Origin of the sequence: Nonomuraea longicatena (assembly GCF_039525605.1) — a bacterium.
Lineage (GTDB): Bacteria > Actinomycetota > Actinomycetes > Streptosporangiales > Streptosporangiaceae > Nonomuraea > Nonomuraea longicatena.
Genome location: NZ_BAAAHQ010000023.1, coordinates 323,724 through 343,082, shown reverse-complemented (window position 1 = coordinate 343,082; position 19,359 = coordinate 323,724). Strand labels below are relative to the sequence as shown.

Genomic DNA, 19,359 nt, shown 5'->3' with positions numbered 1-19,359 from the left:
CCGGTAGCCGCAGACCGGGCCGGGCCGGGTACCGGGGCCGTCGTCAGTGGGTCGCCAGCTTGGCGCGGGTGGGTTCGAGCACGGCCAGGTCCACCGGCTCGGCCACCCACGGCCGGTGCAGATGGTCGCCGGAGGCGCGCGGCACCAGGTGCACGTGCAGATGGAAGACGTCCTGCCAGCCGGAGGCCCGGTTGGCCTGGAAGAGCGTGAGCCCGTCGGGGGCCAGCACCTCCCGGATGCGGGCGGCCATCAGGTGGACCGTACGCATGACCGCCTCGGCGTCCTCAAGCGAGATCTCCCACAGGTCGCACGCGTGCCGCTTGGGGATGACCAGCGTGTGCCCGTCCATGACGGCGGTGATGTCCAGGAACGCCAGCGTGGCCGCGTCCTCGTGGACGATCGCGGCGGGCTGACGCCGCGCCACGATGTCGCAGAACACGCACGGCTCGCTCACAGGGCGACCCCGGCGGTGAGCGCCTCCAGGGCCTCGGCGACGCCGTCGTCGTCGTTGGCGCCGATGACGTGGTCGACGGCGGCGAGGACGTCCGGGTGACCGTTGGCGACGCCGTACGAGGTGCCCGCCCACGCCAGCATGGGCAGGTCGTTGGGCATGTCGCCGAAGGCGATCACCTGCTCGGGCGTGATGCCGAGCCGTGCGGTGTAGGACCGCAGCGCCGACGCTTTACTGACGCCGGTGGCGATGGCCTCGACCAGCCGCGAGCCGTTGGAGTGGTAGACGGTGACGAGCGGCGACAGGTGGGGCGCGGCCAGCGCGAGCAGTTCGTCGGCGCTCAGCTCGGGATGGCGGCCGAGCAGCTTGGGCGCCGGCCGGGCGAACAACTCGGCGTCGGGCAGCCGCTGCACGGAGATGCCACGGTCCCAGTCCCACGGCTCGTAGTGGTCGTCGGCGGCCAGCGTGCCGGCGAACTCGACGGCGATCCCGATGCCGGGCACGGCCGCGCGCAGCCGTCCGGCGGCCTCGGCCAGCACCTCGGGGTCGATGGCGAACTCCTCCAGGACCTGTTTGCCCGACAGGTCGTAGACGAGCGCGCCGTTGGAGCAGATCGCGGTGCCGTGGTGGCCGAAGAAGGCGGTGATCTCCTCGATCAGGCGCGGCGGGCGGCCGGTGACGAACACGTACGGGGTACCGGCCCGGCGCAGGCGCTCGAACGCGGCGACGGTGCGCTCGGAGACGGTCCCGTCGCCGCGTACGATCGTGCCGTCCAGGTCGGTGGCCACCAGGCGGGGCATCGCTGGGTTCACGGTCCTCTTTCCACGAGTTCGGCGGACAGGCGCAGGATCTCCCGCGCGGTCCTCGACAGCGGGAACCGGGCGGCGTTGCGGCGCCCGGCGGCCCGCAGGTCGGCCAGCGCCGCATGATCCTTCGCCAGCCAGGCTACGGCGTCCAGCAGCGCCTGCGGTCCCGAGGCCAGGTCCACGGCGAGCGAGGAGTCGGCGAGCACCTCGGCCAGGCCGGGCACCCGCTGGTGGAGCACGGGCAGCCCGCACGCCTGCGCCTCCACGGCGACCAGCCCGAACGCCTCCAGTCGGACCGACGGGACGACGAGCAGGTCGTGGGCGGCGAACGCGCGCCAGAGCGCGGGCCGGCTCAGCCAGCCGAGGTAGTGGACCCGCGACACGTCGGCGCGCGCGGCCAGGGCCGCGTACTCCGCCGTGGGGGCGGCGACGGCGAGGCCGACGCCGTCCATCCGGGCGACCGCCTCAAGAAGGTTGTCCACGCCCTTCTCGGGGGTGAGGCGTCCGGCGTACAGCAGCCGCAGGCCGCCCTTGTCGTCGGTCTCTTCCGCGCGCGGCGGCGGGTCGGCGAGCAGCCGGTCCGGTACGCCCCAGGGGATGTGCTCCAGGCGGCGGGGACGCACCGGCAGCAGGTCGGCCATCGCGGCGGTGGGCACCGAGACGGCGCCCGCCTCGGCCACCGCCTGGCCGAGCACCTCCTGCTGCGTCGGGTGGTCGGCGGCGAACAGCAGGTCGGTGCCGTGCACGAAGGCGAGCGTCGGGCTCGCGGGGAAGGCGCGCAGCAGCGCGGGCGTGGCGCCGAAGGCGAGGTGCTGCAGGTGGACGAGGTCGTGTCCGTCCTCCGGGAAGCGCGCCCTGATCGCGGCGGCCAGGGCGCGGGTGTAGGCCCAGAAGCCGCTGCCGTCGAGCTGCTTGCCCGGGACGTCCAGTTCGACGGGCGAGCGGGCCGCGCCGTCGCCGCCCAGCATGAACACCTCGGCGGCGATCGGCGCGTCAGGGGCCAGGTAGAGGTCGCGCAGGAGTTCCACGCTGCCGCCCGGACTGCCCACGGGCAGGTCGACGCCGGTGAGGACCCTCACCGCAGCTCCTCGTACAGCCGGGAGACGTCGATGCCGCCGGTCTGCCGGTATTTGCGGCCCATGTGCTGGTAGCTGGCCACCTCTCCCTCCGCCCGGATGAAGATGATCTTCCCGAAGGTCATGAGCGGGTAGACGCGGACCGGCCGGACGACGCGGATCTCCAGCGTCCAGGCGATGGCGTGGCCGACGTGCCCGAGCGGGGCGGAGATGTGCACCCACACGCCCAGTCCGCCGATCGTCCGGTCCCCGTTGATCATCTGGGCGTAGTGCTCGGAGCCGGTGCGCTCGTGGGTGACGCCCAGGTACAGCCGCCCCGGCTGCAGGACCAGCCCGTCGGCGGGGATCTCCCGCTCGGGGAACTGGGTCAGGGCCGCGGCGTCGAGTTCTCCGTCGCACTCCCTGATGCGCCGGCCGAGCCGCCAGTCGTAGGCGTTGGGCGAGATCCTCGCGGGGTCGAACGGGTCGATGACGATCTCGCCGGTGCCCACGGCGGCGCTGATGGCCTGACGGGTGAGGATCACCGCACGGCCATCCGGTCGTACCAGTAGCGGGAGGCGCGCGGACCGTCGGCGGACTGGTACTTGCCGGAGTAGAGGTCCACGTCGCCGAGGGAGACGAAGAACATGATCTGCCCGATCTTCATGCCGGGGTAGACGCGCAGGGGCCGTACCGGCGACAGCATGAGCGTCCACTGGCCGTGGAAGCCGATGTCGCCGATCGGCGCGGTGATCTCGACGAACAGCCCCAGCCTGCCGACCGAGGAGCGGCCGAACAGCAGCGGCACGTACACGTCCGAGCCGACCTTCTCCTCGGTGTGGCCGAGGTAGAGCTCGTCGGGCCGCAGCACGTAGCCCTCCTCGCCGATGGAGATCTCCTTCGTCGGGTTGGGCTGGTAGGCGTCGATGACCTCGTCGGTGTACGTCAGCAGCGTGGCGCCGAGCCGTACGTTGTAGCTGTTGGGGTTGACCTGGTCGGCGGTGAATGGTGTGATCCCGATCCTGCCGTCCCCGGCCGCCGCGATGATCTCGGGGCCGGTGAGGATCATCCGGTGGCCTGGTTCGTCGCGAAGTCGAAGGCCACCTGGTCGGCGATCTCCAGATCCTCGACCAGCCGCTTGATCGGGGCGAAGTCGGTCACCAGGAGGTCGGCGCCGGGCAGCACGCGGCTGTCCTCGACGATCTGGCGGGCGTCGCCGAACCCGGCGAAGGTCAGGATCTCCAGCCACAGCGCGTAGTCCTCGGCGCCGAAGGCGAGGATCGCCTCGGGGAGGGTGCGGGTGATCAGCGCCCGCTGCTCCTTGTTGAGGTGGACGAAGACCTCCTTCATCAGCTCGTACAGCACCGGCCCGTGGGCGGCCTCGTCACGGGCGTGCAGGCGGGCGATGAGCGCGTGCATCGGCTGGATCGCGTCGTCGCCCGCCACCAGGTCGAGGAACTTGTTGATGCTGATCTCCCCGACCGCCGTCCACAGCAGGTAGAGCAGGTCGCGTTCCCACTTCTCGCTCGCCTGCGCCTCCAGGGCGTACAGCCTGCGGTTGGTGACCGGGTGGTCGTAGGTGTCGGGCTCCCTGGCCAGGCCGCGCGCCTCGCGGGTGCGCTGCATCGCCAGCATGTGCATGTACGTGTGCCACACCTCGTCCACGTGGGACTGCTGGACCGCTTCCTTGGCCTCGAAGGAGGTCAGGCCGGGGAAGACGCCGTGGGCGAGCATGGTGAACGTGGGGTTGGCCACGTGTTCTTCCGCGGCGATCACCCGCTCGTTCCACGACAGCCACGCCAGGGTGTTGACCAGCCGGCGCTGCTCGGGCTCGGCCGCCAGATAGGAGGGGTGCTCGCCGAAGGGCAGCAGCGAGGCGGGGTAGTCGAGCAGTTCCGCGTCGTAGGCCCCCGGGTTGGTGACGTTGGCCAGGTCGGTGCGGATCGTGGCCCGCTTGGGCCAGGCGGCCACCAGGCGCCGCAGAGTACTGGGGCCGACGCTCGGTGTGTCTTCCTCGATAGCGGAGGTCATCTCATCTCCCCTTGAGCAGTTCGTCGACGAGCACGAACCGGTAGTCGCGCTCGAACAGGCCCTCGATGAGGGCGGGAAGGGCGGCGACCGTCTGCGAACGGTCTCCGCCGCCGTCGTGCAGCAGGATGATGGAGCCTGGGCGGGTCTGCTCCAGAGCGATACGGGCGATCTCCTCCGGGCCGGGCCGCGCCCAGTCGTTCGGCTCGACGTCCCAGAGTGCGATCGTGACGTCCTCCTCGCCCAGCCAGCTCATCACCTCGGGGGTGCGCGAGCCGTACGGCGGGCGGAACAGCGTCCCGCCGCCCAGCAGTTCGGTGGTCCGGGTGATCTGCTCGCTGAGCTGCGGCCGGGACAGGTCGGGCAGGTAGGGGTGCGACCAGGTGTGGTTGCCGAGCCCGTGCTTCTGCTCCCTGATCCGGGCGATCTCATCGGGGAAGGCGCTGCTCTGCAGGCCGACGCAGAAGAACGTGGCCGGGATCTGATACTCGGCGAGGATGTCGAGGATCTGCCCGGTATAGGGCGGTTTGGGGCCGTCGTCGAAGGTGAGGGCGATCTCACGGCCCTCGCGGGAGCCGTGACTCAGGCACCGGCCGGCCTTCCGCATCCGCTCGTCGTCGGCGGCGCTGGAGTCGATGGCCGCCACCAGTTCGTCGATGCGCCCGGTGAGCGTGCCGCCGGTGATCTCCAGCCTGGTCAGGCTCGACAGATCGCGCCGGGCCACCTCGGCCAGATCGCGCGCCGGGACGGAGGCCAGCAGCGGCCGCTCCGGCAACGACCACGGGTCGGCGCGGTAGACCGCGATCCCGGCCAGCACCAGCCCGCCGTCCAGGACGCCGTTGGTGCTCTCGACCACCGCCACGAGCGGGGACCCCGCGCTCTTGAGGTAGGTGGTGATCGCGGCGGCCTGGCCCGGTCCGAACCTGGCGGACGGCAGCGCCTGCCGACCCTCCTCGTCGAGGGTCTCGATCACGAAACCGGCAGAGGTCCAGGCAATGCCCGAGTACAGCATGCAAATCCTTCCCGCCTCGCAAATGTAATTGCCGAACGGAAAACCGTCCCCCCATTCATCGGCAAACGCGGTACATCGTCGGCATCGGGACAATGCGCTGTCAAGCCATGTACCGTCCGGCACAGATCCGAAAAAGACTGGGAGTATGCAGTGCGAATCGTCCAGCGGGGAATGTTCGCCGGACCGGCGGAGACCGTGAGCAAGGACCTGTACGCGACCATCGAAGGGGGCTCGGTCACCCGGCGCCGCAGCAGCCTCACGCTCGGCCCGTCGAGTGAGGTCACGTGCGACACCTACTTCGGGCGCTTCCCGGCGAGCTACTGGCAGCGGTGGACGCGGGTGGGCGAGGTGAGCCTGCGCGCGCGGGTGACCGGCGCGGGCCGGTTGAGCCTGGCCGCCTCCGACGTCGGCGGGTTCGCGGCCGTCGTCGCCGTCTGGGAGGACACCGAGGGCGGCGCCCGTGAGATCGTGCTGACCGCCCGCCTGGACCGCTTCGCCGACGGCGGCTCCCTGTGGCTGCGGGCGCAGACCGAGGCCGGGCAGGACCTGCGGGTGGAGGACGTGCGCTGGTGCGTCTCCTCGCCGGGCGCCGGACGGCGCACGGCGCTCGCCATCTGCACGATGAACCGTCCCGCCGACTGCCTGGAGACGCTGCGCGCGCTGGCCGGGGACGCGCAGGCGCTGGCCGCCGTCAGCGCCGTGTACGTCGTCGACCACGGCGACGACCTGGTGCGCGACCAGGACGGGTACGCGCAGGTCGCCAAGGACCTGGGCGCCGGGCTGCGCTACCTCACCCAGCCCAACCTGGGCGGCGCGGGCGGGTTCACGCGGGGCCTGTACGAGGTGGCGGGCGAACGCATGAGCACGCTGCTGATGGACGACGACGTGCTGCTGGAGCCGGACCTCGTCGTACGGATCACCGCCTTCGCCGACCAGGCGGCCGAGCCGCTGATCGTGGGCGGGCAGATGATCAACCTGTACCACCCGACGATCCTGCTGGCCGACGCCCAGCAGACCGACCTGGACGGCATCCAGCCGGGCGTGCCGATGCCGCACAGCGGCGTGGACGTGGACCTGCTCGGGGGCAGGCTCCAGGAGCGGCGCCTGGACGCGGGCTACAACGGCTGGTGGGCCTGTCTGATCCCGCCCGAGGTGGTCGAGCGCGTCGGCTACCCGCTGCCGCTGTTCTTCCAGGGCGACGACGCCGAGTACTCCTACCGTGCCCGTGCCCGGGGCGTCCCGACGGTCACGCTGCCGGGCGCCGGGCTGTGGCACACCGACTTCGCGTGGAAGGACCTCGACGAGTTCAACCGCTACTTCCTGCTGCGCAACTACACGATCATCTCGGCGCTGCACGGCCGCTTCACGCTGCTCAGGCTGGTGCGCAAGCTCGCGGCGGAGTTCGCGCAGCACCTGCTGTCGATGCGGTACGGCCTGGCCGAGACCCTCCTGATGGCGGTGGAGGACTTCCTGGCCGGCCCCCGGATCCTGCACGACGGCGGCGTCGACGCGCTCGCCCGCGTGCGCGCGGCCCGCGCCGCCCATCCGGAGACGCGGCGGCATCCGGCCCCGGAGCTGCCGCGCCTGGTGCCGGAGGCGCCGCCCATCGTCGGCGCCGGGCGGCGGCCGCCGTTGGCCGCTGCCAGAGGGCTGCTCGGCCGCCTCCTGGGGCGGCACCGGCACGCCGTCGGCGCGGTCCCGCACGACGAGGCGCACTGGTGGCACGTGGCCGGGTTCGGCACGGCGGTGGTGACCGACGCCTCGCAGCAGGGCTTCCGGGTCAGGCGCCACGACCGAGGGCGCATGCTGACGCTGGCCCGCAGGGGCGCCCGGGTGCTGCTGCGCCTGGTCCGGCGGGGACGGGCCGCGCGCACCGCCTACCGCAGGGCGCTGCCCGAGTTGTCCAGCAGGCGGAACTGGAGCCGGCTGTTCGGCGCCGACTGAGGCTCACGACGGCCGCGCCACCGGGTGCCCTCGCCAGGGATACGGGCGTTGAGAAGCGCGCCCCACCGTCGGGGCGCGCTCCTCACGGTGCGACGCGGGCCTTCTCCCCGGTACGGCCTGCCGCGCGGGCGAGCACGACGGGGCCGAGCCCGACGATGACCACGCACAGCGCGGCCGGCAGGAGCATGGCGGTGCCCAGGGAGGTCAGCTCGGCCAGCGGGCCGATCAGCGCCGGCCCCGACAGCAGCCCGACATATCCGAACATCGACACCCAGGACAGCATCCGCCCCGCCCCGCCGTCGGAACCGTGATGGGCGCCGATCGCGCTGAAGACCACCGGCACGACGGTGGCCAGGCCCAGCCCGGCCAGCGCCCACCCGGTGTAGGCCAGCGCCGTACGCACCGGCAGCCCCATCCCCGGAACCCACGAGACCACCAGCACCAGACAGAACCCGGCCAGCGCGGTCAGCCCCGCCCAGCGCAGCGTCCGCTCGGGTCCGAGCCGCGCCCGCAGCCCGTCGCCGAGCAGCCGCACGAGCGTCATCGTCGCGGAGAACACGGTGTAGGCCACGGGCGCGAGCGCCGTGCTCACCCCGAGCACGGTGCTGGCGTGCAGCCCCGCCCAGTCGGCCGCCGCGCCCTCGCTCACGAAGGCGCAGAAGGCGACCAGGCCCAGCAGCAGCACCAGGTGGAAGCGCATCGGCCGCCCGCCGCCCGCCGCCTCCGGCGCCGCCGCCTGCGCTCGCACCCCGTCGGGGAGCAGGGCGCGGCGCGGGAACAGGAACAGCACCGCCGCCACCAGGGCGCCCGACGCCATCACCCAGCCGATGTCGACACCCGCGTGCAACCCACCCGCGACGGCCGCGCCGCCCGCCACCCCGCCGAGGCTCCACACGCCGTGGAAACCGGACATGACCGGGCGGCCGTACAGCGCCTCCACCTCGATGGCGTGCGCGTTCATCGCCACGTCGAGCAGCCCCAGCCCGCCGCCCAGCACGAACGCGGCGGCCAGCATCAGTGGGAACGAGGGCGCGAACGCGGGGCCGAGCAGCGTCAGCGCGGCGAGCGTGCCCGCGACGCCGAGCACCCGCCTGCTGGAGAACCGATCGCACAGCCGCCCGCCGACCGGCATCACCGTCAGGGTGCCGAGGCCGACCACAAGGAGTACGGCCCCCAGCCGGATCTCGCCCAACTGGAGGCGGTCGTTGATCGCGGGCAGGGCCGCGCTCCACAGGGCGCAGACCAGGCCGCTCAGCCAGAAGACGCAGAAGACGGCGACGCGCGCCCTCGACACGGTCGCGTTCACGCGGGCTGGTACCCGCGTGTCTCGACCTCTCTGGCGAAGTACAGCCAGGTCTCCGCGCATGTCCTGGCCACCTGCGCGAGCATCTCCGTGGTGTGGGGCGGCACCCCGTGCACCAGGCGCGTCCACTCGTCGGCGCTGACCGTCTGCATGGTGCCCATCAGACGCAGCACGGTCCGGCCGGTGTCGGTGAAACGCAGCGACGGGTCGCGCCGCAACCTGTCGATGAGCTCCCTGATCTCCTCCGCCGGCATGCTGGTGACGGCCGCGCCACAGTAGAAGTCCGCCCGCTCCCCCAGTTCGCCGCGCAGCTTCGGCGGCACGGGGTCCTGTCCGTGGCCGACGCGCTGGCGTACGTCCCGCGCGGTGGAAACGGCGATCCCGGCCTCCTCCGCGATCTCCCTGAGCGAAGCTCCTGGCCGCTCGGTCATCAGACGGAAGGCGAGCCTGCGGCCCTCCGCCGCGTTGAGCGGGCGCACCCGCCCGTCTCTGCCGCGCCTGGTGTTCGAGTGGACAACATCCCCGGTCGAACGTCTGCGGATCGCGGCGACCGTACGGTGCGACAACCCGCTGGCCGAGGCGATCAACCGGTCCGACCACTGGGGGTGCGACCGGATGATGCGCGCGGCCGCGGCGGACCGGTCCGACTGCGTCAGCGGCAGCCCGTGCGCCGCGTTCAGCCGGACCGCCAGCACAAAGGCGTCCTGTTCGTCGCCGTCGTAGAAGCGCGCCGCGATCTTCTCGTCGCCGCGCAGGCGGGCCGCACGCAGGCGGTGCATGCCGTCGATGACCCTCATGCTGGGCCGATGCACCACCAAGGGTGGTAATTCGGCGTCGAGTTCGGCCAGCGCGAGGATGTGCGCGGCGTCCTCGCCGGCCACCCTGGGCGAGTCGGCGGGGAGCAGGGATTCCAGCTCGACCTGCTCGATGTCAGACAAGAGAACGTAGTTCGGAATTGCCAACCTTGCGCTCCTTCACCCTCCGCCGTCAAGCTCCACCGAAAGCAGCAATGGTAGGAAACCTTCTTAACTAAACGCCCAGAAGGGCGGTTTAGGCAAGTCAAAAGTACGGAAAACAGAGGTCGTTGCCCGCCGAGTGAGCGGCTCCGTAGCCTGCCCCCATGAGAGCAGATCTTGTTGTCGTCGGTTCCGGATTCTTCGGCCTGACCGTCGCCGAACGCGCCGCCGCCGAGCTCGGTATGGACGTGGTCGTCGTCGAACGCCGCGACCACCTCGGCGGCAACGCCTTCAGCGAGTTCGAGCCCGCCACCGGGATCGAGGTCCACCGGTACGGCTCCCACCTGTTCCACACCTCGAACGAGCGCGTCTGGCGCTACGCCAACCGGTTCACCGCCTTCACCGACTACCGGCACCGGGTCTTGTCCGTGGTCGGCGATCGGGTGTATCCGCTGCCGATCAGCCTGGCGACCATCTGCGCGTACTTCGGCAGGATGATGTCGCCCGCCGAGGCCAGAAGGCTCATCGCCGAGCAGGCGGCCGAACAGGTGGACGTCGGGACGCTCGAAGGGCGGGCCATCTCCCTCATCGGGCGGCCCTTATACGAGGCGTTCGTCCGGGGGTACACTGCGAAACAGTGGCAGACCGACCCGCGAGAGCTGCCCGGCGACGTGATCTCCCGGCTGCCGGTGCGCTACACGTTCGACACTCGCTATTTCAACGATCTTTATGAGGGTCTGCCGGTCGACGGATATACGGCCTGGCTGGAGCGAATGGCCGATCATCCGCGCATCGAGGTCAGGCTCGGCGTCGATTTTTTTGAACTGGACGACAGCCCGGTCGGCACGATTCCGGTGGTATACACGGGGCCCCTTGATCGCTATTTCGGATATACCGAGGGACGACTCGGCTGGCGCACCCTGGATTTCGAGTTGGAGATCAAATCGGTGGCCGACTTCCAGGGTGCGGCGGTGGTCAACTACGCCGATGCGGAGGTGCCGTATACCCGCATCCACGAATTCCGGCACTTCCACCCCGAACGCGATCACTATCCGGACGACCGGACAGTGATCATGCGGGAGTACTCCCGTTTCGCGGGGCCGGGCGACGAGCCCTACTACCCGATCAACTCCCCCGCCGACCGGCGGATGCTGGCACGCTACCGCGAACGGGCAAAGGCCGAGCGCGGCGTGCTGTTCGGCGGCCGGCTCGGCACCTACCGGTATCTCGACATGCACATGGCCATCGGCTCGGCGCTCAGCATGGTGGACAACCGGCTGCGGGTGCCCGCTCAGCGGTAGGCGCGCGCCTGCAGGCCGTACAGTTCCGCGTACAGGCCCCCGTCGGCCATCAGCCGCGCGTGGCCGCCCGACTCCACGACCCGGCCCTGGTCCAGCACCACGATCAGCTCGGCCATCCGCACGGTCGAGAAGCGGTGCGAGACGAACACCGTGACCGCGCCGGACTCCTTGCGCGCCTGCCCCGCCGATGCGGCATACCTCTCGAACAGGGCGTGCTCCGCCGCCGCGTCCAGCGCGGAGGCCGGCTCGTCCAGCACCAGGAGCAGCGGATCCTCCCGCAGGTGCGTACGGCTCAGCCCCAGGCGCTGCCACTGCCCGCCGGACAGGTCCACGCCGTCGCCGTACCCGTGCCCCAGCAGCCCGTCGAGGCCGCCGGGCACCATCTCGGGCAGCCTCTCGGCCCCGGCCCGTGCCAGCGCGGCGGTGATCGCCTCGTCGTCGCGCAGGCGGCGCAGCTCGCCCGCTCCGGCGTTGTCGCGCAGGCTCAGCTCGAACCTGGCGAAGTCCTGCAGCAGCGTCGCCAGCCGGGCCCGCCATGCCTCGGGCGGCAGGTCGCGCAGGTCGAGGCCGTCGGCCAGGACGCGTCCCGACGTGGGCTCGTACAGGCCGCACAGCAGTTTGACCAGCGTGCTCTTGCCCGCGCCGTTCTCCCCGACGACGGCGACGGTGGCGCCGGGCGGGATCTCCAGCGACACCTCGTGGAGCACCGGCCGGTCCGCGCCCGGGTAGGAGAAGCCCACGTTCTCCAGCCGGATGCCCCGCTCCAGCCGCGCGGGCAGCGCGTCCGCGCGCGTCCGGTCCTCCCCGGGTGCCGGTTCCAGGCGGCGTCGGGCGGCGTGCAGCCGGGCGAGGGTGGCGGCGGCGCCCTGCAGCCGGGCCAGCAGCCCGAGCACGCCCGAGACCTGCACACTCACCTGGACGGCCAGCGTGATCACCAGCACGACCTGCCCGACGCTCGCCTGCCCGGCCACCGCTCTGGAGATCACGGCGACGATCGCGCCGCCGTAGGCGAGGGCGAAGAAGATCTGCCCTCCGGCGCGCAGCGCCGCGCTGCGCAGGTGGGCGGCGCCCAGCGCGGCCGAGACCCGCTGCCAGGCCGCCGACTGGCGGGCGATCAACTGCTGCTCGGCCTGGAAGATCCGCACCTCCTTGACCGACGCGGGCGAGACCGCGACGGCCAGCAGGTGGGCGGCCAGCCGGGTGCTCTCGCCCACCTTCTCCTTGGCGGTGTCCAGCACCCGCTGGGCGCGTTCGGCGATCAGCACCGGGGGCAGCGCCGCCAGCGGCAGCAGGAGCAGCCACGGGTCCAGCCGGACGAGCAGCACGGTGGTGAGCCCGACCTGGAGCGCCAGGCCGCAGAACTGCAGCAGCGCCTCGACCCCCTCCCTGGTCTGGGCGAAGCCCTCCCGCATCAGCGTGACCGAGTTCATCACCTGCGGCTCGTCGAAGTGGTGCACGCCTCGGGCGCCGTGCAGCAGCCCGCCCAGCCGCTCGTTCAGCCCGACCTCGGCCAGTTCGCCCACCTCGAAGTAGGACAGGTGCGCGAAGTGCACCGCCATGAGCTCGACGACCAGCAGCACCGCCACGGCCAGCGCGTACGCCCCGGCGGCCGGGCCGTCCCCCGCGACGGCGGCGTCGGTCAGGCCCATGAGGGCCACCGCGATGAGCGGCGTGGCCAGGTAGCCGAGCAGGACGAGCAGGGCCGCCCGCACCAGCCGCCACCGGTCGGCCCGCAGCGCCAGCCCGGCCAGCTCGCGCGCGCCGCGCAGCAGGGTTCTCATCGGGCCGCCTCCAGGGTGGTGCCGTCGTCGGCGGCGAAGCGCCGGGCCTGGGCGTGGAACAACGCGGCATACCGGCCGTCTCGCGCGAGCAGTTCCTCGTGGGTGCCGGACTCGGCGACGCGGCCGTCCTCCAGCACGACGATCCGGTCGGCCCGCCGTACGGTGGAGAAGCGGTGGGAGACGATGATCGTGGTCAGGCCCCGGGTGAGTTCCAGGAACCGGTCGTGGAACTCGACCTCGGCCCGCACGTCCAGTTGCGCGGTCGGCTCGTCGAGCACCAGCACCGACGCGCCGCCCGCGACGGCCAGGAAGGCGCGGGCCAGCGCGATGCGCTGCCACTGGCCACCGGACAGGTCGCGGCCGCCGGTGTAGCGCCCGGACAGCGGAGTGGCCAGCCCGTCCGCCAGCGAGCGCACGGTCTGCGCGGCGCCCGCCCGCTCGACGGCCGCCGTCAGCGCCGCCTCGTCCTCCAGCAGGTCCGGGGCGCCGAGGCCGATGTTGTCCGCCGCGCTCAGCTCGTACTTCACGAAGTCCTGGAAGATGACCGCCAGCCCGCGCTGCCAGGCGCGCGGGTCGGCGCCCGCCAGGTCGGCGCCGTCGGCGAGCACCCTGCCCTGCTGCGGCTCGTACAACCGGGCCAGCAGTTTGACCAGCGTGGTCTTGCCGGCGCCGTTCAGCCCGACGATCGCCGTCGAGCTTCCGGCGGGGATCTCCAGGTCGAGGCCGCGCAGGACGGCACGCTCGCCGTACCCGAAGCTCACGTTCTCGAAGCGGATCGACTCCCTGGGCCCGCACACTGTGGGCTGGCTCTCTGCGGGGCTGCTCTCTGTGGACCGGCTCTCTGCGGGGGGCAGGACGGCCGCGCTCTCGAAGGCGCTCATCGCCCGGTACGCCTGCAGGCCCACCTGCGTCTTGACATCGCTCTCCGGGAAGTAGACGCCGAACCTGATCGGCACCAGCGCCGCCTGGATCGCCAGCGACAGCTCGAACAGGCTCAGCCCGCCGCCGGACGCCTCCCTTGCCAGCAGGAACAGGGTGAGCCCCCCGCCCGCCAGCCCCACCAGGGCGTAGCCGAGGAACGGCCGGGCGTAGATCCGCCTGCGGCCGGACCACAGCAGGGAGAGGTAGGCGCGCGAGTCCTCGTCGTGGCGTTCGCGCAGCCACGGCAGCAGCCGCAGCAGCCGGATGTCCTTGGCGCCCTCCGGGCCGGTCAGCAGCCGCCGCAGGTAGCCCGCGCGCCGCCGTTCCGCCGCCAGGCTCTCCCACAGCGCGGAGAACAGCCCCAGCGAGCGCCGCTGACCGAACCTGATGACCAGCGCGGTGCCCAGCACGACCAGGCCGGGCAGCGGGCCGAGCACCACGGAGATGATCAGCACCGCGCTGACCAGGTGCGTGTAGCGGGCGATCAGCGCCAGCGTGCCCGCGACCGCGTCGCCCGGCGTGGGCTGCACGCGGTCGAAACCGTCGCGGGCGTCGGCGAGCAGCGCGGCGGCCCGCTGCTCCTCCAGCGCCGCCAGCGGCGCGCCGACCAGGGCCGAGTTCATCAGCCGCCGGACGCAGGCGCCGTCCACCCGCCGGGTGATCATCTCGCCCAGCGCGGTCTGGAACGGCGCCAGCGCCTGCTGGAGCACGAACGCGCCCACCGCCAGGCCGATGGCGAACGCCAGCTCCGCCGTCCCGCCTCGCAGCCGGTCGAACATGAGGCCGGTGCAGACGATGAAGGCGGCGGGCAGCAACCCGATGGCGAGGTTGAGCAGGATCGAGGCGGCCAGCAGGGCCGGGCCCGCGTGCCCGGCCAGCCGCGCGACGGTCGTCGCCGAGGCGAGTCTCACCGGTCACCGCCGCCGAGCGCGTGCGCGACCGAGGCCAGCCGGGCCGCGAGGTAGCGGCGGTTGAGCCCGGCCATGAGCGGCCCGTCGGCGTGCGGGGTGAGGAAGTGGGCCGCTCCTCCCCCGTGCGCGCTGGAGACCGGCAGCACCTCGTCCAGGTTCTCCTGCTCGTCCAGTTCGCGTAGCCCGTGCCAGACGTCGTCGGCCGTCAGCGGCCCGGTGCACTTGCCCGCGAACTCGGCCCAGAAGGCGGCCCTGGTCCGCCGGCGCCCGCCCCCGCGCAGCGCCAGCAGGTTCCTGGCCGGGACCTCCTCGCAGCTCAGCACCGTCAGCACCGGCACGTCGGCGGGTCCGCCCCGATAGGTCGCGACCTCGCGGATGGGCGGCCTCGGGCGCGGGACGGCCGCGCACCAGGGGCACGGCCGGACGTCGAACAGGATCTGCGGCCGCTCCGGCACGTCGACCCGGACCTCGTCCGGCGGCACCAGGGCGAGCACGGCGGCCTCGCGCCGGGCCAGCCTGCCGACCAGTTCCGCCCGCGACGCCTCCTGCCCCGCCCGGAACCCGGCCAGGCAGACCTCCGTCAGCGCCGCCTTCGTCTCGGTCGTGCCGCCGCCGCAGGCCGCCCACGAGGCGATGGCGGCGCGCAGCGCGGGGCGCTCCTCCTCCTCGGCCGGGTCTCGGGAGACGTCGGTGCCGAGCAGGTATCCGGCCGCCCAGAACTCCAGCCCTGCCGCGTCCTCAACGGGCCACGGCCCCGACTCCGCCCAGCTGTCCACCACGTCTCCCGCCTCGACACCCAGCAGCGCGGACCAGTCCCGCCACCGCCAGCCGTACAGGTGGTCGACGGGCTCACCCGACCCGGGCCTGGTGAAGCGGACCAGGCACTGGGAGTCGTACATCTCCAGCACGAACGGCGGGATCCCGTCCCACGCCTCCGGCACCTCGCGTGCGCCCGTCCAGTAGCCGTCGGGCAGGACCACTTGGTCGGCGAAGACCGCCGCATGCCTGGCGCCGTGGTTGCCGTTGCCCGCCACGCTCGGCAGATCGCCGTGCTCGATCAGGCTCGGTACGGTCGCCGCCACCGGCAGCCCCCGCTCGCGGCAGAACAGGGTCACCACCTCGTCGTCGTCCCTGAACTCGTCCGGGACCGTCCGCAGGTAGGAGGCCAGCTCCCGGGCGTCCTGCGCGGGGAGCACGAAGCCCAGGGTCGGCGTGTACTCCGCCGACGACAGGCGCGACCAGCGCGCGCCGGAGGCGGCCGCCCGCCGTACCAGGTAGCCGTTCCTGAGGCTGCCCCGGTTGACGTACAGGGCGAGGCCGTGGGTGGGGCGGCGGGCCACCACCGCCTCCAGGTGGGTGAGGAAGTCCCTGGCCAGGACGGCGTCGTCCTGGAGCACCAGGTGGTGGGTGGCGTCGGGGCGCACCGCCGCCCAGGCGGCCTTGGCGGTGCGCAACGGGCTCGGCACACCTGTCGGGTCGGGGTCGGCGACCAGCTCCGGCCGCAGCGGCGCGCATTGGGCGGCCAGGGCGCGGGCGTGGGCGATCCGGCTCGGGTGGTACATGACGGCGAGGCTGATCTTCAGCACCAACGGGCTCCTTCACGGGCGCGCGGGGTGCTCATGACAACACGGCCGTCGGCGAGGCTCCAAGAGTGATCGACTTGGGTGGACACCGCTCGCCGGTCCGTGCGAACGTGGCGACGACCACGACCCGCAGGCGGGCCGTGGTCGTCGTGGGACCGGGGGCGGGGCTCAGGCCAGGTGCAGGCGCTTCACACCGGTGACGGTCGGGGTGGGGATCAGTTCCACGGAACTGCCGGGCTCGACGCGCAGGTCGTCGAACCGGTCGAGCAGCAGGTCGATCGCGATCCGCCCCTCCAGCCGGGCCAGCGGGGCGCCCAGGCAGAAGTGGATGCCCCGGCCGAAGGCCAGGTGCGGGTTGTGCTCACGGCCCGGGACGAACAGTTCGGGGTCGGGGAACTGCAGGGGGTCCCGGTTGGCGGCGGCCAGCCAGACCAGGACCAGTTCGTCCGCCCCGATCTTGTGGCCGCTCAGCTTCACCTCGCGGGTGGTGCTGCGGGCCATCATGGCGAACGGGGTGAGCAGCCGCAGCGACTCCTCGATGACGTCGGGGATCGTCGAGCGGTCGGCCCGCGCCCGCCGTTGCTCGTCGGGGTAGGCGTCCAGGCACAGCACGGTGTTGCCGAGCAGCACGGTCGTGGTGATGTGCCCGGCGAGCAGCAGCAGGATCCCGAAGTTGACCACCTGGTCGTCGGGCAGGCGCTCGCCGTCCACCTCCGCCTCGACCAGTCTGGTCAGCAGGTCGGCACGCGGCCTGCGGCGGCGCTCGTCGGCGTGGGAGCCGAGGTAGGCGGACATCTCGTGCCAGGTGCGCATCCTGTCCTGCGCCTGGGCCTGCTGCTTCTCGCTGGCCTTGCGCGTGATGGTGGAGTCGCTCTTGAACAGCTCGTCCGCCCATGCCTTGAACAGACCCCTGTCACTGCTGGGCACGCCCAGGAGTTCGGCGATGACGGTGATCGGCAGCGGGTAGGCGAGGTCGGACACGAGCTCGAACCGGTCGCGTTCGCGGGCCTGGTCGAGGAATTCGCAGGTGATCTCGGCGATCCTGGGTTCGAGGTCGGCCACGACCTTCCGGGTGAAGGCGCTGCTGACGAGTTTGCGGAGCTTGCTGTGGTCGGGCGGGTCCACCTGGGTGAGGAAGCCGTCGAAGGAGACGCCCTCGTCGGGCAGGAGCTCCTTGGGGGTGACCCTGAGGGTGTTGGAGGAGTACGTCTCCGGGTCGCCGAAGATCTCCATCGCCTCGCGATAGCCGTAGACGTTCCACATCTCGGTCTTCTCGTCGTACTCGACCGGCGGCTTGGCGATCGGACCGTGAAGCCAGAAGAAGTGCTGGGGTATGTCGTACTTCTTACCGATGTTGACCATGCTCAGTCCTTTGACGGTTGGTGATGCTCCCTGCTTTCCATGTGCTGGGCCTGCTCGTACCGGTACTGCTTCCAGCGCTCGACCACGTTGGCTCCGTCGCGCGCGGTGAAGGCGTAGAAGTCTCTGGTCTCCTCCAGTAGCGCGCGCTGTTCCGGCCGGTCGGCGCCGACGACGGACAGGCCTGTTTCCAACGCCTCGATCAGGGGTTGCATCCGGGCCGTGCGGTCTGCCAGCAGCTGCTCCCAGCCTCCGGCGGCCACCCGGTAGTGGTGCTGACGTCCTGCCACCGGCACCCGTTCGAGGATCGCGCCCGCCTCCAGGTATCGCGCCACCGTGCTGACCGCCGTCTTGCTCACGCCGAGGGCGGCGGCGAGGTCGGTGAGCGACTGGTGGGGCGGGTCACAGACCATCAGCCAGGCCCAGAGGCGACCCATCGTGCGGGTGCCGCCCAGTCGTTCCAGGGCGAGGCCCATCCGGTCGACGAACTCTTTGTCCAGGGCGTCCATGCTGCTGTCCCCTACGTCAAGTACGTACTTTACGTAGAGTACGCCGCTATCGTGGGGAAGGCCATGGCCCTCAGCCCATCACACCGCTCTCCCAGGCCCAGGCGGCGATCCCGACCCGGTTGCGGACGCCGAGCTTGGCCTGGACGGCGGAGACGTGACCCTTGACCGTGCTCACCGACAGGAACAGCTCGGCGGCGATCTCCTGGTTGGTACGCCCCTGGGCGACGGCCCGCACCACCTCGGCCTCCCGCGCGGTCAGCGGATGCGCGAGCGCCCGGCCGCCCCGGTGGGCGAGACGGCGCAGCAACCGCACGGCGATCGACGGCGAGATGAGCGCGTCGCCCGCGTGAGCCGCCCGCACGGCCTCGACCAGCAGGCTCGGGCCCACGCCCTTCAGCACGAAACCGGCCGCGCCGCAGCGCAGCGCCTGATGGACGTACTCGTCGAGGTCGAAGGTGGTGACCATGACCACCTTGGTCCTGGCAGAGGCCAGTTCCCTCGCGACCCCGAGCCCGTCGAGGCGGGGCATCTGGATGTCCACCAGGCACACGTCCGGGCTCGTCCGGCGGACCTGCTCGATCGCCTCGACGCCGTCGCCCGCCTCGGCGACCACGGTGATGTCGGGCTGGTCGTCGAGGATGATGCGCAGGCTGGCCCTGATCAGCTCCTGGTCGTCTGCCAGCAGTACCCGGATGGTCATCGCTCGACGGGGATGCTCGCACGCACGGACCAGCCGGAGCCGGGCCGGGGGCCGGCCGCCAGGGTGCCGCCGAGGGCTTCGAGGCGTTCCCGCATCCCCACCAGGCCGTATCCGGCGCGGCCGCGTCCTGCGGACGCCGGCGCGTCGTCCTCGACGGTCACCGTGACGGCCGCCGTGTCCTCGGTGACCTCGACCGTGACCTCGCGCGCCTGCCGGGCGTGCCGCAGGACGTTGGTCAGCGACTCCCGGACGACGCGGTGCACGGTGGTGGCCACCTCCGGCGGCCACCCGTCGGGCTCGGCCGCCAGCCGCAGGCTCGCCCGGACTCCGTGGAGCCCGAAGTCCTCGACCATGTCGCGCAGCCGCCCGTGCTCGGCGGGGGCCGCTCCGGCGGTGCGCAGGACGTCGACCACGCGGCGGGTGGCGGCCAGGGCCCGCGCGCCCGAGGACTCGATGGCCGAAAGGGAGTCCGCCGCCTGGTCGGGGTGTCTGCGAGTGACGACCTGGGCGGCCTGGGCCTGGAGCACGATGCCGGTGATGTGGTGGGCGACGACGTCGTGGAGTTCCCTGGCCAGGTCGAGGCGCTCGGCGCGGCGTACGCGCTCGGCCATGGCGTGACGGCGGACGGCCAGCAGCCGCGACGCGAGCCCGGCCGCCGCTCCGGCGAGCACGGTCGCCAGGCTCAGCACCGGAATCGCCGAGGTGGGGACGGCCAGCAGACCGGCCGCCGAAACGGCCG

General features: G+C 72.2%; 18 protein-coding genes. 2 read left to right on the top strand and 16 right to left on the bottom strand.

What is annotated here, in order from left to right; genetic code table 11:
• Nucleotides 1-43 precede the first annotated feature (43 nt).
• The 7 genes from ABD120_RS22770 to ABD120_RS22740 are packed head-to-tail and all read right to left on the bottom strand — an operon-like array spanning nucleotide 44 to nucleotide 5,352.
• Nucleotides 44-454, bottom strand: a complete 411-nt coding sequence (locus ABD120_RS22770) for an HIT family protein (RefSeq protein WP_343952004.1) — start codon at nucleotides 452-454, stop codon at nucleotides 44-46.
• On the bottom strand, nucleotides 451-1,263 hold the full coding sequence (locus ABD120_RS22765; RefSeq protein ID WP_343952003.1) for an HAD family hydrolase: 813 nt from the start codon (nucleotides 1,261-1,263) through the stop codon (nucleotides 451-453). Before ABD120_RS22765 ends, ABD120_RS22770 begins: the two co-directional genes overlap by 4 nt.
• A complete protein-coding gene (locus tag ABD120_RS22760) occupies nucleotides 1,260-2,336 on the bottom strand; it encodes a glycosyltransferase family 4 protein (RefSeq protein ID WP_343952002.1) in 1,077 nt (358 codons plus the stop codon). Before ABD120_RS22760 ends, ABD120_RS22765 begins: the two co-directional genes overlap by 4 nt.
• Nucleotides 2,333-2,857 (bottom strand): dCTP deaminase, encoded by a 525-nt coding sequence (locus tag ABD120_RS22755; protein ID WP_343952001.1) that lies wholly within the window; start codon nucleotides 2,855-2,857, stop codon nucleotides 2,333-2,335. The genes ABD120_RS22760 and ABD120_RS22755 overlap by 4 nt, the downstream gene beginning before the upstream one ends.
• The gene (dcd, locus tag ABD120_RS22750; RefSeq protein WP_343952000.1) at nucleotides 2,854-3,381 is read right to left on the bottom strand and encodes a dCTP deaminase; all 528 of its coding nucleotides are present in this window, start codon (nucleotides 3,379-3,381) and stop codon (nucleotides 2,854-2,856) included. The genes ABD120_RS22755 and dcd overlap by 4 nt, the downstream gene beginning before the upstream one ends.
• Nucleotides 3,378-4,343 (bottom strand): diiron oxygenase, encoded by a 966-nt coding sequence (locus tag ABD120_RS22745; RefSeq protein WP_343951998.1) that lies wholly within the window; start codon nucleotides 4,341-4,343, stop codon nucleotides 3,378-3,380. The genes dcd and ABD120_RS22745 overlap by 4 nt, the downstream gene beginning before the upstream one ends.
• A 1-nt stretch (nucleotide 4,344) precedes the next feature.
• Nucleotides 4,345-5,352 carry a polysaccharide deacetylase family protein gene (locus ABD120_RS22740; protein WP_343951997.1) on the bottom strand — a complete coding sequence of 336 codons (1,008 nt, stop codon included), beginning with the start codon at nucleotides 5,350-5,352 and terminating at the stop codon, nucleotides 4,345-4,347.
• A 150-nt stretch (nucleotides 5,353-5,502) separates the two neighbouring features.
• On the opposite strand from ABD120_RS22740, the gene ABD120_RS22735 reads away from it, so the two are divergent.
• Nucleotides 5,503-7,296 (top strand): glycosyltransferase, encoded by a 1,794-nt coding sequence (locus ABD120_RS22735; protein WP_343951996.1) that lies wholly within the window; start codon nucleotides 5,503-5,505, stop codon nucleotides 7,294-7,296.
• A gap of 82 nt (nucleotides 7,297-7,378) precedes the next feature.
• On the opposite strand, the gene ABD120_RS22730 is transcribed toward ABD120_RS22735, so the two are convergent.
• Complete coding sequence (locus tag ABD120_RS22730; RefSeq protein WP_343951995.1) at nucleotides 7,379-8,602, bottom strand: MFS transporter; 1,224 nt, start codon at nucleotides 8,600-8,602, stop codon at nucleotides 7,379-7,381.
• Nucleotides 8,599-9,537: a ParB/RepB/Spo0J family partition protein gene (locus tag ABD120_RS22725; RefSeq protein ID WP_343951994.1), complete on the bottom strand. Its 939-nt coding sequence runs from the start codon at nucleotides 9,535-9,537 to the stop codon at nucleotides 8,599-8,601. The genes ABD120_RS22730 and ABD120_RS22725 overlap by 4 nt, the downstream gene beginning before the upstream one ends.
• Nucleotides 9,538-9,719: 182 nt before the next feature.
• Here ABD120_RS22725 and glf point away from each other — a divergent pair, with 182 nt between their 5' ends.
• The gene (glf, locus tag ABD120_RS22720) at nucleotides 9,720-10,856 is read left to right on the top strand and encodes a UDP-galactopyranose mutase (RefSeq protein WP_343951993.1); all 1,137 of its coding nucleotides are present in this window, start codon (nucleotides 9,720-9,722) and stop codon (nucleotides 10,854-10,856) included.
• Here the strand turns inward: glf and ABD120_RS22715 are convergent.
• The 7 genes from ABD120_RS22715 to ABD120_RS22685 form a co-directional block, all read right to left on the bottom strand.
• Nucleotides 10,847-12,637, bottom strand: coding sequence for an ABC transporter ATP-binding protein (locus ABD120_RS22715; RefSeq protein ID WP_343951992.1), 1,791 nt, complete (start codon nucleotides 12,635-12,637; stop codon nucleotides 10,847-10,849). The two genes, glf and ABD120_RS22715, sit on opposite strands and share 10 nt — an antisense overlap.
• A complete protein-coding gene (locus ABD120_RS22710) occupies nucleotides 12,634-14,469 on the bottom strand; it encodes an ABC transporter ATP-binding protein (protein WP_343951991.1) in 1,836 nt (611 codons plus the stop codon). Before ABD120_RS22710 ends, ABD120_RS22715 begins: the two co-directional genes overlap by 4 nt.
• Nucleotides 14,466-16,055 carry a hypothetical protein gene (locus ABD120_RS22705; protein WP_343951990.1) on the bottom strand — a complete coding sequence of 530 codons (1,590 nt, stop codon included), beginning with the start codon at nucleotides 16,053-16,055 and terminating at the stop codon, nucleotides 14,466-14,468. Before ABD120_RS22705 ends, ABD120_RS22710 begins: the two co-directional genes overlap by 4 nt.
• Nucleotides 16,056-16,220: 165 nt before the next feature.
• A complete protein-coding gene (locus ABD120_RS22700; RefSeq protein ID WP_343951989.1) occupies nucleotides 16,221-17,414 on the bottom strand; it encodes a cytochrome P450 in 1,194 nt (397 codons plus the stop codon).
• A 2-nt stretch (nucleotides 17,415-17,416) separates the two neighbouring features.
• Nucleotides 17,417-17,920 (bottom strand): GbsR/MarR family transcriptional regulator, encoded by a 504-nt coding sequence (locus ABD120_RS22695; RefSeq protein ID WP_343951988.1) that lies wholly within the window; start codon nucleotides 17,918-17,920, stop codon nucleotides 17,417-17,419.
• Between the two features lie 70 nt (nucleotides 17,921-17,990).
• A complete protein-coding gene (locus ABD120_RS22690) occupies nucleotides 17,991-18,620 on the bottom strand; it encodes a response regulator (RefSeq protein ID WP_343951987.1) in 630 nt (209 codons plus the stop codon).
• A partial coding sequence (locus ABD120_RS22685; RefSeq protein WP_343951986.1) for a sensor histidine kinase occupies nucleotides 18,617-19,359 on the bottom strand: 743 nt, incomplete at its 5' end. The genes ABD120_RS22690 and ABD120_RS22685, both read right to left, overlap by 4 nt.